12 protein-coding genes are annotated in these 13,766 nt (G+C 73.5%); 4 read left to right on the top strand and 8 right to left on the bottom strand.

The features are described from left to right. Window positions 1-4 precede the first annotated feature (4 nt). Window positions 5-664 (bottom strand): rhomboid-like protein, encoded by a 660-nt coding sequence (locus HUT06_RS11590; RefSeq protein ID WP_368407027.1) that lies wholly within the window; start codon window positions 662-664, stop codon window positions 5-7. A 26-nt stretch (window positions 665-690) separates the two neighbouring features. Then, the gene (locus HUT06_RS11585; RefSeq protein WP_176195728.1) at window positions 691-2,310 is read right to left on the bottom strand and encodes an MFS transporter; all 1,620 of its coding nucleotides are present in this window, start codon (window positions 2,308-2,310) and stop codon (window positions 691-693) included. A gap of 153 nt (window positions 2,311-2,463) precedes the next feature. Between HUT06_RS11585 and HUT06_RS11580 the strand changes: the two genes are divergently transcribed. Both HUT06_RS11580 and HUT06_RS11575 read left to right on the top strand, forming a co-directional pair. Next, the gene (locus HUT06_RS11580) at window positions 2,464-3,150 is read left to right on the top strand and encodes a TetR family transcriptional regulator (protein WP_176195727.1); all 687 of its coding nucleotides are present in this window, start codon (window positions 2,464-2,466) and stop codon (window positions 3,148-3,150) included. A 125-nt stretch (window positions 3,151-3,275) separates the two neighbouring features. Then, the gene (locus HUT06_RS11575; RefSeq protein WP_176195726.1) at window positions 3,276-4,793 is read left to right on the top strand and encodes a glutamate decarboxylase; all 1,518 of its coding nucleotides are present in this window, start codon (window positions 3,276-3,278) and stop codon (window positions 4,791-4,793) included. Window positions 4,794-4,808: 15 nt separating this feature from the next. On the opposite strand, the gene HUT06_RS11570 is transcribed toward HUT06_RS11575, so the two are convergent. The 3 genes from HUT06_RS11570 to HUT06_RS11560 are packed head-to-tail and all read right to left on the bottom strand — an operon-like array spanning window position 4,809 to window position 8,714. After that, complete coding sequence (locus HUT06_RS11570) at window positions 4,809-5,981, bottom strand: acyl-CoA dehydrogenase family protein (protein WP_176195725.1); 1,173 nt, start codon at window positions 5,979-5,981, stop codon at window positions 4,809-4,811. After that, the gene (locus tag HUT06_RS11565) at window positions 5,982-7,088 is read right to left on the bottom strand and encodes an acyl-CoA dehydrogenase family protein (RefSeq protein WP_176195724.1); all 1,107 of its coding nucleotides are present in this window, start codon (window positions 7,086-7,088) and stop codon (window positions 5,982-5,984) included. It abuts the gene before it with no gap. Beyond that, window positions 7,089-8,714: an AMP-binding protein gene (locus HUT06_RS11560; protein ID WP_254715122.1), complete on the bottom strand. Its 1,626-nt coding sequence runs from the start codon at window positions 8,712-8,714 to the stop codon at window positions 7,089-7,091. A gap of 238 nt (window positions 8,715-8,952) precedes the next feature. Between HUT06_RS11560 and HUT06_RS11555 the strand changes: the two genes are divergently transcribed. Continuing rightward, window positions 8,953-9,579: a TetR family transcriptional regulator gene (locus HUT06_RS11555; protein ID WP_254715121.1), complete on the top strand. Its 627-nt coding sequence runs from the start codon at window positions 8,953-8,955 to the stop codon at window positions 9,577-9,579. Between the two features lie 85 nt (window positions 9,580-9,664). Next, window positions 9,665-9,901 carry a DUF397 domain-containing protein gene (locus HUT06_RS11550; protein ID WP_176195722.1) on the top strand — a complete coding sequence of 79 codons (237 nt, stop codon included), beginning with the start codon at window positions 9,665-9,667 and terminating at the stop codon, window positions 9,899-9,901. A gap of 71 nt (window positions 9,902-9,972) precedes the next feature. On the opposite strand, the gene HUT06_RS11545 is transcribed toward HUT06_RS11550, so the two are convergent. From HUT06_RS11545 to allB, 3 genes are all read right to left on the bottom strand, one after another. Further along, on the bottom strand, window positions 9,973-11,313 hold the full coding sequence (locus tag HUT06_RS11545; protein ID WP_176195721.1) for an alpha/beta hydrolase: 1,341 nt from the start codon (window positions 11,311-11,313) through the stop codon (window positions 9,973-9,975). Window positions 11,314-11,459: 146 nt separating this feature from the next. Next, entirely contained in the window at window positions 11,460-12,446 is a 987-nt protein-coding gene (gene alc / locus HUT06_RS11540) for an allantoicase (RefSeq protein ID WP_176195720.1), read from the bottom strand. Further along, window positions 12,443-13,735 (bottom strand): allantoinase AllB, encoded by a 1,293-nt coding sequence (gene allB, locus HUT06_RS11535; RefSeq protein ID WP_176195719.1) that lies wholly within the window; start codon window positions 13,733-13,735, stop codon window positions 12,443-12,445. Before allB ends, alc begins: the two co-directional genes overlap by 4 nt. Between the last annotated feature and the right edge of the window lie 31 nt (window positions 13,736-13,766).

Below are 13,766 nucleotides of genomic sequence, written 5' to 3'. Positions count from 1 at the left end.
GCGGTCAGACCTCGGCCACGGGCCCGGCCCGCGGCACCGGGTCCGCGGGCGCGGGCACCCCGGCCCGGCGGCGTTCCAGCAGCAGGAGCAGCCAGCCGATCAGCGCGCCCGCCAGCATCGCCACCACGTGGCCGACGGCGGCGACCTCCAGGCCGAGCAGGCCGTCCAGCAGCGCGGGCGTGAGCGCGGCCCAGCCGGCGAGCGCCAGCAGCCGCCGCACCCGCCCGCGCCCGTACAGGAACGCCGCGACGAGCGCCGCGCACAGCACATAGGACGGGCCGACGTCCGGGATCGTGCGGATGGAGTCCGACAGCAGGCCCGCCTCCAGCCGCACCAGCACGATGCCCTGGCTGACGAGCGTGCCGAGGACGTGCGAGGCGGCGACGAGCACCACGGCCCGCAGGTTCCCGAACCGCCGGGTCAGCGGGAACAGCCCGATCGCCGCCGCGACCATCAGCGGGCCCTGCGCCCCCTCGGCGACGAACGCCGACGCGACCAGCGTCCCGACGGGGTTGACCGCGAGGTTCGCCAGGTTGGTGCTGGCCCAGGCGATCATCGCGTGCCGGGCGTCCGGCGGCAGGACGAGGGCCTGCACCGTCCACACCGCCGCGAACAGCCCGAGGAACGTCAGCGGCATCGGGTACCGCCGCACGAACGCGCCCATCACACCGGCAGCCTAACCCCGGCCGCTCAGACCGCCACGGCACCGTCGACCGCGGTGCTGCCGCGCCGCACGAGCAGCGCGGCGAGGGCGGCGACGAGCGCGACCGCGGCGGCGACGCTCAGCGACGTCTGGAAGCCGTCCATGAACGCCAGGTGGCTGCCGGTGGTGATGGCGTCCGCGGCCCCCTCCGGCGTGCCGGGCGGGACGGGCGCCACGCCCTGCGACACGAGCCCGCCGGCCCCTTCGAGCTGGTGCGCGGCCGGTGCGGGGACGCCGGCGTCGGTGAGCCGGCCGAACAGCACGTCGCCGACCTTGGTGGACAGCAGCACGCCCAGCACGGACGTGCCGAGGACGCCGCCGACCTGCGAGGCGGTCTGCTGGAGCCCGCCCGCGACGCCCGCGAGGTGGGCGGGGGCGTTGCCGACGATGGCCTCGGTCCCGGCGACGAGGACCATCCCGAACGCCAGCCCGATGAGGATGAACCACGGCCAGAGCTGCACGTAGGCGGCGTCCACCCCGACGCGCGACAGCCCGAACATCGCGGCCGCGGTGAACACCATCCCGAGGACGAGCGGCAGCCGCGGCCCGAACCTGCTGGTGAGCGCGCCCGCGATCGGGGACGCGACGATGAACACGGCGGTCATCGGCAGCAGCCGGACACCGGCGTCCACCGGGCTCATCCCGTGCACCTGCTGCAGGTAGAGGGTGAGGAAGAAGATCGTCCCGAACATCGCGAAGAAGCCGAGGACGATCAGCCCGGTCGCCGCCGACAGCGACACCGAGCGGAACAGGCTCAGCGGCAGCAGCGGGTTCTCCGCCCGCAGCTCGTTCCAGGCGAACACGGCGAACAGCACGGCGGACGCGGCGAACGACACCAGCGGGACGGCGTCCCCGAACCCGTGCTCGCCGGCCTTGATGAGGCCCCACACCAGCGCGAACAGCGCGCCGGTGAGCAGCGCGACGCCGGGCAGGTCGAACGAGCCGGCGGCCTCCTCGTCCCGCGACTCGCGGATCACCCAGAAGCCGACCAGCAGCGCGACCAGCCCGAGCGGGGCGTTGAGGAAGAACACCGACTCCCAGTTGACGTTCTCGACCAGCAGCCCGGCGACGATCGGGCCGCCCGCGATGGAGACGCCGAGCGTGCCGCCCCAGATGCCGATCGCGGTGTTGAGCCGCTCGGCGGGGAAGGTGTTGCGCAGGATGGCGAGGCTGGCGGGCTGCAGCAGCGCGCCGGCCAGGCCCTGCACGACGCGCCAGAAGATCACCATGCCGAGCCCGCCGGACAGCCCGATCAGCACCGAGGACACCGCGAACCCGACCACGCCGGCCAGGAACGTCCGCTTGCGCCCGAACCGGTCGGCGATCTTCCCGGCCGGGATCAGCGTGACGGCGAGCGCGAGCAGGTAGGCGTTCGTCACCCACTGCAGCCCGGACAGGCTCGCGCCGAGGTCCTTGGCGATCGCGGGGTTGGCGATGGACACGACGGTCGCGTCCAGCCCGACCATCATCACGCCGAGCGCGACGGCGAGGAGCGTGAGCCAGGGATGCCCGTGCCCCGGTCTCGCGGAGCGTGCGCGCGGCTGGTCGCGCGGCGGGACTTTGACGGCGCCGGGTTCGAGTGTCCCGGCGCTCTGGGAATGAGTCATTGAATCGACCTCCGGCTTGGGTAGGTCCTCAAAGTGTCATGCCGTGACATTTGTCGTCAAATGCCGATCGCCTATATGCGACATCAGTCACTCCGAGACAAGATTCTTCGGCTGGCGCTTGGCGCGGGTTCACCCGCTGGTTACACTTCGCCCATGACCGCGACCGCCCCCGAGACCGGCGCCGCCGAGACAGGCGCCCCCGGTCCCGGACCCCAGCCCCCGGGCCGGCGCGAACGCAAGAAGCAGCGCACCCGCGAGGCGCTCATCGACGCCGCGTTCACCCTCTTCGCCGAGAAGGGCTTCGACGCCACCACCGTCGAGGAGATCGCCGACGCCGTGGACGTCTCCGCCCGGACGTTCTTCCGCTACTTCGCCTCGAAGGAGGACGTGGCGCTCACCTTCCAGGAGGAGCAGGTCCAGGCCGTCACGGCCGCGCTCGCCGCGCGTCCCGCCGACGAGCCGATCATGACGGCGCTGCGCCGCACCGTGGTGGAGATCGCCCGCGCCTGCGAGGCCGGCGAGCTCGGCTTCGACCCCGACCGCTTCGAGTGCATGCTGACGATGGTCAGCGACAGCCCCGCCCTGCTCGCGGGCAGCCTGGAGCACGCGCAGCGCAAGCAGGCGCTGATCACCGAGATCGTCGCGCGGCGGATGGGGCTCGACCCCGCCACCGACATGCGCCCGCACGTCGTCGCCGCCGCGACGCACAGCGCGTTCCAGGCCGCCTCCGACGCCACCCGCCGCATGGGCGGCACGTTCAGCTCGCTGGCGGAGGCGGTCGACGAGGCGTTCGCCATCCTGGAGAACGGCCTCAACGAACCGCCGCGCCCGGCCGAGTAGGCGGGACGGGCGAGCCGTCCGTGCGGGCCGTCCCGCCGCGGGCCCGGTGTGGGACGGGCCGCCGGGGGTACCGCATGCGGGAGTCGGGGGACGCCGCGCCCCCGTGCGCGCGGAAGGACGGCGACATGGCCCGCAAGCACGACACGGCCCGTGAGCACGGCACGGCCCAGCACCACGACACGGCCCAGCACCATGACACGGCCCAGCACCACGACAGGGCCCGCAGGCATCCCCACACCTCCGCGAGCGGCGACCACGACCTGCGGGTCAACCCCGTCTTCAGCCGCGAGCCGCTGACGATCCCCCGCTACGCGCTGCCCGCCGGCGAGCTGGACCCCGGCACCGCGTACCAGATCGTCCACGACGAGCTGATGCTGGACGGCAACGCGCGGCTGAACCTCGCGACGTTCGTGTCGACGTGGGCGGAGCCGGAGGCGCTGCGGCTGATGGCCGAGTGCGCCGAGAAGAACATGATCGACAAGGACGAGTACCCGCGCACCGCCGAACTGGAGATGCGCTGCGTGCACATGCTCGCCCGGCTCTGGCACGCCCCCGACCCGCACCGCGCGGTGGGCTGCTCGACCACGGGGTCGAGCGAGGCGGCGATGCTCGGCGGGCTCGCGCTCAAGCGCCGCTGGCGGGAGCGGCGGCGCGCCGCCGGGCAGCCCGCCGACCGGCCGAACCTGGTCATGGGCGTCAACGTGCAGATCTGCTGGGAGAAGTTCGCGAACTACTTCGAGGTCGAGCCCCGGTACGTGCCGATGGAGGGCGACCGCTACCACCTCGGCGCGCGCGAGGCGGTGGAGCTGTGCGACGAGAACACCATCGGCGTCGTCGCCGTCCTCGGGTCCACCTTCGACGGGAGCTACGAGCCGGTCGCGGAGATCGCCGCCGCGCTCGACGACCTGGAGCGGCGCACCGGCCTGGACGTCCCGATCCATGTGGACGGCGCGTCCGGCGCGATGGTGGCGCCGTTCCTCGACGCCGGCCTGGAATGGGACTTCCGGCTGCCGCGCGTCGCGTCCATCAACACCTCGGGCCACAAGTACGGCCTGGTCATGCCGGGCGTCGGCTGGGCGCTGTGGCGGGACGAGAGCGCGCTCCCCGACGACCTGGTCTTCCACGTCAACTACCTCGGCGGGGACATGCCGACGTTCGCGCTGAACTTCTCCCGCCCCGGCGCGCAGGTCGTCGCCCAGTACTACAACTTCCTGCGGCTCGGCATCGACGGGTACCGGCGCGTCCAGCAGACGTGCCGGGACGTCGCGACGCGGCTGGCCGCCGGGATCGGCCGGCTCGGCCCGTTCGAACTGCTCACCGACGGCGGCGACATCCCGGTGTTCGCGTTCCGGGTGCGGGAGGGCGTCGACGCGTTCACGGTGTTCGACGTGTCGGCCGCGCTGCGCGAGTCGGGCTGGCTCGTGCCCGCCTACACCTTCCCGGCGAACCGCACCGACCTCGCCGTCCTGCGGGTGGTGGTGCGCCACGGGTTCGGGCACGACCTCGCCGACCTGTTCATGGACGACCTGCGCCGCGCCCTGCCCCGGCTGGAGTCCCAGCCGGGGCCGCAGCGCAGCGCCGCCGAGGCGGCCGGGTTCGCGCACGGCGCCGAGCCGAAGCCCGCGCACCCCGCGGCCGGCTGACCCCGGGCCGGCCCGTCAGCGCGGGGCGCGGGGCAGGCCGAGGCCGATCATCGCGATCAGCTCGCGCTGGATCTCGTTGACGCCGCCGCCGAACGTCAGCACCAGCGCGCCCTTGGCGAGCCGGTCGACCGCCGCCATGAAGGCCGCCGTCTCCGGGTCGCCGGGGTCGCCGTGCCGGGCGAGGACGTCGCCGACGATCCGGCCGACGTCCTGCATCCGCTCCGAGGAGTAGATCTTGGTGGCGGACGCGTCGGCGGCGCCGAGCCAGCCGAGGTCCTGGTTCGCGGCGACCTGCCAGTTCAGGATCTCGTTGACGCGCAGGTAGGCGTACACCTGGGCGAGCGCGCGGCGGACGGACGGCTCCTCGATGAGCGGCCGGCCGTCCCGTCCGGCGGTGGCGCGGGCCCAGCGCTCGAAGCGGATGTAGGTGTGCCCGATGTTCCCGGCGGGGCCGAGCGTGACCCGCTCGTGGTTGAGCTGGTTGACGATGAGGTCCCAGCCCTTGTTCTCCTCGCCGATCAGCATGTCCGCCGGGACGCGGATGTCCTGGAAGTACGTCGAGTTGGTGTGGTGCGCGCCGTCCATCGTGATGATCGGCGTCCAGGAGAAGCCCGGATCCGCGCAGTCCACGATGAACATGGAGATGCCCTTGTGCTTCTTCGCGGACGGGTCGGTCCGGGCGGCGAGCCACACGTAGTCGGCGTGGTGCGCGCCGGACGTGAAGATCTTCTGCCCGTTCACCACGTAGTGGTCGCCGTCCCGCACCGCCGTGGTGCGCAGGGCCGCGAGGTCGGTGCCGGCGCCCGGCTCGCTGTAGCCGATCGCGAAGTGGCACTCCCCCGCGAGGATGCGCGGGATGAAGAACTCCTTGTGCGCGTCCGACCCGTACTGCAGGATCGTCGGCGCCACCGAGTTCAGCGTGATCAGCGGGTAGGTGACCTCGGCGCGGGCGATCTCGTTGGCGAAGATCGTCTGCTCGACGGGGCCGTAGCCGCGGCCGCCGTACTCCTTCGGCAGCGCGACGCCGAGCATGCCGTCGCGGCCGAGCCGGCGGCAGTGCTCCATGTAGGCGTCGCCGAACGGGTCCGCCGCGATCGCGGCGCGCTGCCCGGCGGTCAGGCAGTTCTCGAAGTACTCGCGCAGCTCGGCGCGGAGCTTCTTCTGCTCGTCGGTCAGGTCGATGAACATTCAGGCCTCCTGAGCGATCAGAGCGCCGAGCGCGTCGAGCCGGTCGTCCCCGCCGCCGAGCAGGTGCGCGCAGTGCTTGCCCCACGCGAAGTAGCGGTGCAGCGGGTAGGTGATGTCCAGGCCGATGCCGCCGTGCAGGTGCTGGCAGGTGTAGAGCGCCTTGATGACGGGGTCGCCCGCGTTGTAGGCGGCGATCGTCAGCAGCTCCTCGGCGTCGGCGGCGCCCTCGGCGAGCCGCCAGACACCCGCCCAGACCGCCACGTCCAGCGCCCGCTTGGCGATGTAGACGTCGCTGATCTGCATCGTGACGGCCTGGAACTGCGCGAGCGCCCGGTCGAACTGCTCGCGGGTCTTGGTGTACTCCTTGGTCAGCTCCAGCGCGCCCTCGATGACGCCGGACGAGACGGCGACCGCGCCCGCCACGGCGGAGCGGCGGAGGGTGTCCCAGGCGGCGCCGTCGGCCGTCCCGCCGAGCAGGGCGCCCGCGGCGACCCTCGTGCCGTCCAGCACCACCCGGTACAGCGGCTCGGTCGTCGCCGACGGCTGCTCGGTGAGCGTCACGGCCGCGGGCTCGACGAGGAACACCCCGACGCCCGCGCCCTCGACGCGGGCGGGAACGAGGATCCGCGCCGCCTCCCGCGCGTACGGGACGAACGTCTTCACGCCGTCGAGGACGTAGCCGTCACCGTCCTTCCGAGCGGTCGCCGCGACCTCCCCGGCGGTGCCGACCTCGCGGTACGCACCGGTCAGGACCGCCGCGCCCTCGGTCAGCGGGGCCAGCAGGGCGCGCTGCTCCGCCGTCCCGTGCTCCGTGACCGGCACGGCCGCCAGCGCGAGCGAGGCGTACACCGGGACGGGGGCGGCGTGCACGCCGACCTCCCGCAGGATCACCGCCAGCTCGACCGGGCCGAGCCCGGCGCCGCCGGCGTCCTCGGGGAGCACGATCCCGAGCAACCCCGCCTGGGCGAGCCCCTTCCACGCCACGTCGTCGAAGGGGGCGCCGCTCTTCTCGAACTCCTCCAGGCGCTCGCGCGTGCATTCACGCCCGAGCACCTCGGCGGCGAGGCCCTTGATCTCTTGCTGGGTCTCGTCGAGGTTGAAGTCCACTCATCCGCTCCCTTCCAGGAGGTGCAGCCGGCCGCGCCGCGCGAACTCGGCCCGCAGTTCGGCCGCGTCCCGCGCGGTCATCGGCCGGTAGGCGAGGTCGCGGCCGGGCCGCCACCACACCGGGTCGTCGGTGCGCCAGCCGGCCGCGGCCAGCCGGCGCTTGAGGATCTTGTTGGAGGCGGTCGCGGGCAGCTCCCGCGCCACCCGCACGTACCGGGGCGCCCATTTCGGACTGAGGTCGGCGCGCCCGCGCAGGTAGCCGGCGAACGCCTCGGGGTCGAAGCCGTCGGCGGCGAGGGCCAGCATCACCTGGTCGCCGGACGCCGCGTCCGGCACCCCGTACACGGCGAGCTGCCGCGCGCCGGGCAGCTCCGCCAGGACCCGCTCGACCTGGACGGCGCCGAAGTTCTCGCCGTCCACCCGGAGCCGGTCGGCACTGCGCCCCGCGAAATAGGCGTATCCGTCCGCGTCGGCGTAGGCGAGGTCGCCGCTCCAGAACTTGCCGTCGCGGACGCGGTCGGGGGCGTCCTCCTTGTAGTAGCCGTCGAACAGGCCCATGTCACCGGTCTTGACCAGCTCGCCGATGGCCTCGTCGCCGTTCACCACCCGTCCGGCGGCGTCGAACACGGCGGGCGGGCACGGCTCGCCGGTCGCCGGGTGGAGGACGGCCACGTCCGCCGGCAGCTTCCCGAGCGCCCCGGACGGCCCGAACGGGTCGGGCGACAGCGAGATCGCGGTCTCGGTCGAGCCGTAGCCGTCGATGACGAAGCAGCCGAACCGCTCCCCGAACGCCTTCTGCTCCAGCGGCGCCGCCTCGTTCCCGAACGCGAACCGCAGCGGGTTGGCCGCGTCGTCCTCGCCCTTCGGCGTGGCCAGCACGTACGACAGCGCCTTGCCGACGTAGTGCAGGTAGGTGCAGCCGTGCGCGCGCACGTCGGGCAGGACGCCGGACGCCGAGAACCGGTCGCGCAGCACCAGCTCGGCACCCGCCGCGAGCGCCGGCGCGTACGCCGCCATGACCGCGCCCGAGTGGAACAGCGGCATCGGGCAGTACACGACCGACTCGGGGTCCAGCATGCGCTCGGCGAGCATCTCCCCCGGCACGACCATCTTGCGGTGGGTGACTCGCACGGCGCGCGGCCGCCCGGACGTGCCCGAGGTGAAGATCAGCATGAGCAGCGTCCCGGGGCCGACCGCCGAGGCGTCCGGAAGCGGCGCGCCCGCGAAGGGGACGAGCTCGGCCTCGAGGGCACCGGCGTCCAGCACCGGAACGCCCAGCGCGGCGGCCTTCTCCGCGTAGCGGTCCTGCGTGACGACGAGGTCGCAGTCGGCGCGCTCGGCGTCGCCGGCCAGCTCCACGGCGCTGCGGGTCGGGTTCAGCGCCACCGCCACCGCGCCCGACAGCGCGGCACCGCCGAGCAGGAACACCATCTCGGGCACGTTGTCGAGCAGCACGCCCACGTGGACCGGGCGCTCCGCGCCCCCGCGGCCCGCCATCCAGGCGGCGCGGACCGCGCACTCGGCGACGGCCTCCCGCCAGGTCCAGGCCCGGCCGCCGCCGGCGGCGCGCAGCCCGGGGCGGTCGTCGTCCGCCCGCGCCTCCAGCAGCGCCGCGATGCTCTCCACGCCCACCTCCCGGACCAGCCCACGGCGAAAAAGTAGAACAGATTCTAGTCTGTGTCCAGAGGCCGGGGCATTCCCGCTCCCGAGCCGGTTAGCCTGCCCAGTACGGCGGAAACGAGCGATCCGGAATCACCTCGACCGCACCCGCGGCCGCGTCGGCAGATAACACGTTCTCACAAGAGCGGTAGACTCGGGGGGACACACGTCGGGCGGCCGAGCCCGCACAGAAGGGAAGGCGACCGTGACCGCAGAGCCGACAGTGACCGGGGACGGTCAGCCGGCGGGGCAGCCGGCGGGGCAGGGCGTGCGTTCCCGCAGCCAGCACCAGCGGCGCAAGCGTATCGTGCAGGCCGCCGCGGCACTGGCGTCGCGCGGCGGCATCGAGGCGATGCAGATGCGCACCGTCTCCGAGCGCGCCGGGGTGGCGCTCGGCACGCTGTACCGCTACTTCCCGTCCAAGATGGACCTGGTCGTCGCCGTCGTCAGCGAGGAGCTCGACCTCCTCGAGGGCAGCATCGAGCGCCGCCCGCCCCGCGGCGGCGCCGCGCCCGAGCGCGCGGTGGAGGTGCTGATGCGCGCCACCCGCGGCCTCATGCGCGAGCCGGAGCTGGCCGAGGCACTGATCCGCTCGCTGCTGCTGTCCGACGTCAAGACCGACTTCGGCGAGCGGATGAGCGAGCTGCTGCTGCGCGCCGCGTCCGGCCCGCCGGAGGACATCCCGGCCGACGACCCCCGCCGCCTCGCCGCCCGCGCGCTGTCCGGCATCTGGACGATGGAGATGATCGAGATGCTGCGCGGCAACGCCACCGCCGAGGAGATCCAGTCCCGGCTGGAGATCACCGCCGCCCGCCTCCTCATCGACCCCTGAGCACCCGTCCGGTTACCGTGTGGCGCGGGCCCCTTCCCGACTAGCCTTGGACCCCGACAGGAGCCAGGACGAAGAAGGTGTGCCAGTGACCGAGCAGGAACCGATCCTCAGCGACGGGGTCATCATCGAGTTCATCGATGGCAAGGACGTCCCCGTCCAGCACAAGGACTTCGGTGACAGGGCCGTCGTGATGCGCGACGCCAAGAACCCCGCGGGCCCGATCCTCTACTTCACCGAGGCCGAGTGGGACGCCTTCATCGCCGGCGTCAAGGACGGCGAGTTCGACGACCTCCTCGAAGAGGACCCCACCGAAACCCCCTGACGCCCCCGGCGTTCCGCCCCCGCCCGGGGTCTCGGGCGGGGGCGGCTCCCTCGTTAGGGGTGTGACGGTTGCTAGGGGTGTGAGGGTTGTACGACGAGGGGGGTCGGGCGGTAGCCGAGGAAGGCCGCGGGGTCCAGGGTGAGGGCCTTGGCGGTCTTGTTCAGGGACTTTGCGGTCGTGCTGGGCCAGTGGCCGGTCTTCACGCGCTTCTCCAGGGTCTGGAGTGAGGCGACGTACTCGGACGCGGTGAAGTTGCAGTGGCCCGTGCGCTTGACGTACGCCTGGCGCAGGAGCGGGGTGCGGCCCGCGGCGCGGACGGTTCTGGCGTACTCGTTCTGGTGCTCGACCGGGACGAGCTGGTCGGAGATGGTGTGGATGGTCAGGGCCGGGACGGTCAGGCGGCCGGTGGGTTCGGACGTGCGGGTCAGCCAGGCGAGGGGGCCGGGCTCGACCTGCTTGGCGGCGGTCGCGGAGAGTTCGGCGAGGTCGGCGCGCAGGTTCAGGCCGGCCTCGCGGTAGAGGGCCTTGACCTGGCGGTGGTTGGCCGACGTGCGCAGGAGGCGCGCGTAGTCCAGGCCCTTGTTCCAGGCGCTGTCGCCGCCGGCGGCCTGCTCGATCGAGTAGCGGCCGCTGAAGATGAAGGTCAGGACGCCCGAGGAGAGCCACTGGTACTGCTGGAGTTCCTGGGCGGCGTAGTCCCGGCGGGGCGGCGGGGAGTCGCCGGAGAACCAGGACGACTGGTTGAGGAACGCCGAGGCCAGGGCGATGCGGGCGCGGCCGGCCGGGGTGGACTGGGCGTCCGCCACGGCCTGGGTGAGCTGGGTACCGGCGACGACGCCGTCCACGGGGGACGTGTAGCCGGTCAGCTTGATCCGCTGGGACGGGGCGAGCAGGGTCGCGATCGTGTGGCCCGCGTTGAGCTGGTAGTTGTTCAGGTCGGCGCCGCCGCCGACGATGCCGCAGGCGGTGAGGACGCCGTCCACGGCGCGGGTCTCCGCGAGCTTGGCGCTGACCAGGCCGCCCATGGACTGGCCGAGCGCGAGGGTGCGGCGGGGGCGGCCGATGAGCGCCGCGAGGGCGTCGCGGGTGGCGGTCTGGTCGCGGACGGCGCTGCCGAGGGCCCACAGGGAGCCGTCCGGGTCGTAGGACGAGCCGGCGAGCGCGTAGCCGCGGTCGAGGAGGGCCTTCCCGGCCGCCTCGCTCGGGCGGTCGGCCGGGGTGAGGGGCCCGAAGCCGTGGCTGAACAGGACGAGCGTGCCGTTCCAGTCGGCCGGGACGTCGGCGATCCAGGTGGCGCCGTCGGGGAGGGTGCCGCTGTAGTGCGCGGGGGCGGCGGCCGCGTGGGCCGCCGGGCTGAGGGCCAGGGGCGCCGCCAGGACGGCGGCGAGGGCTCCTGCCTGGAGTCGTTTCATGGGGGTTCCTCCTGGGCCGGACTCAATAAATGGATGTTGGCGTAGCGGGCGTCAGGATTTTGTCGAGTATTTGGCCGTGACGGGGATGCGGAGGTGGTGGAGTGCTCAGAATTTAGGCAGATTCCTGGCGGCCGTCAATGGTTTGCCTAATGTTTCAGGGCGGTCCAGCGGGCGTCGAGGGCGCGGGCGCCGTCCGGGGTCAGGTCGCCGAGGAGGCGGAGGCGGGCGATGCCGCCGTCCGGGTGGATGTCGAGCCGGACGTGCGTGATCTCGGGAGACGTCAGGCGGAAGCGGTGCCTGGTGTCGGGGAGCAGGCCGGTCCGGGGCAGGAGGGGGTGCCAGGTGCCGGCGGCGTCGCGGCCGTGCAGGGCGGCCGCGCCGGGGGCGTTGAACTTCAGGTTCGCGGTGTCGATCTCGGCGAGCCTGACCACGCCGGGCGCGGCGAGCCGGACCACCGCCCAGTCGTGGCCGCCGTCGCGGCGCCGGGCCGTCTCCCAGCCCTCGGCCTGGTTGCGCGCCAGGCCGGGGAACAGCATGTTGTCGGGCGAGGAGTAGAACATGTCCGAGCACTCGGTGACGCGGGCGCCGTTCTCCAGGGCGGCCAGGTCGACGGTGAGCCCGGCGAGCAGCCGGGGGTCGGGGACCACCTCGCCGTGGACGCGGAGGCGGGCGATGCCGCCATCCGGGAACATGTTCAGGCGGACGTGGGTGAACAGCCGCTCGACGCGCACGGGGAAGGCGTGCGCGGTGTCGCCCTTCAGGGGGCTCTCCGGGACGATCTCCACCCAGTCCGCGCCGGACAGGTCGGACGGGTAGCCGTCCACGGCGCACGCCTCCACGGACGCGCGGGGCGGGTAGTTGCCCTTGAACCAGGCGGTGTCGATCACGACGCCGCGGACGACGCCGGGCAGGCCGAGCCTGATCAGCGCCCAGTCGTGGCCGCCGGAGCGGCGGCGGGCCGTCTCCCAGCCGTCGTACAGCTGGCCCTTCGGGCCGAACGTCTCCGGGGAGAACGCCGGGGCCCACGGGTTGATGAGGTTCTCCTTGTCCGCGAAGGACTCGTCGCTCGCCGCCACCACCGAGCCGCCGAGCGCGCGGACGGCCAGGTCGGGAAGGGTGGTGATCGCGGTCATCGCGGCCCCCGGTGCAGCAGGCGTCCGTGACCGGCGGGCTCTCCCCGGAGCCAGGTGGTCTTGACGGCTCCGGTGAGCGTCCGGCCGGCGTAGGGGGTGACGGGGTGGCGGTGGTGGAGGGCCGCCGGGTCCACGGTGAACGTCTCGTCGGGGGCGAAGGCGACGAGGTCGGCGTCGTTGCCGGCGGCGATGCCGCCCTTGCCGGGGACGCCGGCCAGGGCGGCGGGCGCCTCGGACATCCAGCGCACGACCGAGCAGAGGTCGAGCCCGCGTTCCCGTGCGGCCGTCCAGACGACGGGCAGGCCCAGTTGGAGGGACGAGATGCCGCCCCAGGCCGTCGCGAAGTCGCCCTCTTTCAGGTCGGGCGTGCAGGGCGAGTGGTCGGTGACGACGCACGAGATGACGCCGTCCGCGAGCGCCTGCCAGAGCAGTTCGCGGTTGGCGGTGCCGCGGATGGGCGGGCAGCACTTGAAGGCGGTGACGGCCGCTTCGCCGGCGGACAGGGCCAGGTAGTGGGGGCAGGTCTCCGCGGTGACGGGAAGGCCGTCCGACCGGGCCTTGGCGAGGACGTCCAGGCAGTCGGCGGCCGACAGGTGCAGGATGTGGGCGCGCACCCCGGTCTCCTCGGCCAGCCGGACGACCCGCTCCACGGCGAGGCGCTCGGCGGACGGCGGCCGTGAGGCGAGGAACTCGGCGTAGCCGCCGCCCGACGGCGGGCCGAGTTCCGCCGGGTCCTCGGCGTGGACGATCACCAGCCCGCCGAACGCGGCGATCTCCGCGAACGCGGCCCGCATCCCGGTGGCGGAGAGCGGCGGGAACTCCGGCACGCCCGAGTCGGACGTGAAGCACTTGAACCCGAACACGCCGAGGTCGTGCAGCGGGCGCAGCGAGGCCAGGTTGCCGGGGACGGCGCCGCCCCAGAAGCCCACGTCCACGGCGCACGCGCCCTCGGCGGCGGCGCGCTTGGCGGCGAGGGCGGGCGGGTCGACGGTCGGCGGCAGCGCGTTGAGCGGCATGTCGATCAGCGTGGTGACGCCGCCCGCGGCGGCGGCCCGGGTCGCGGTGGCGAAGCCCTCCCATTCGGTGCGGCCCGGTTCGTTGATGTGGACGTGGGTGTCGACCAGGCCCGGCAGCAGCGCCACGTCGCCGAGGTCGACCGAGTCGGCGGCCGGGACGTCGGCCGTGTAGGGGGCGATCGCGGTGATCCGCCCGTCGCGGACGGCGACGGCGGCGGGGCGTTCGCCGTCCGGCAGCACGGCGCGGCGCGACCTGATCAGGAGGTCGTCCACGCGGGCTCCTCCGCCGACGGTCCCCCGGCAC

The sequence above is a fragment of the Actinomadura sp. NAK00032 genome (assembly GCF_013364275.1).
Lineage (GTDB): Bacteria > Actinomycetota > Actinomycetes > Streptosporangiales > Streptosporangiaceae > Spirillospora.
The sequence above is the reverse complement of the archived record's forward strand: the minus strand, read 5'-3'. Positions and strand labels throughout refer to the sequence as shown.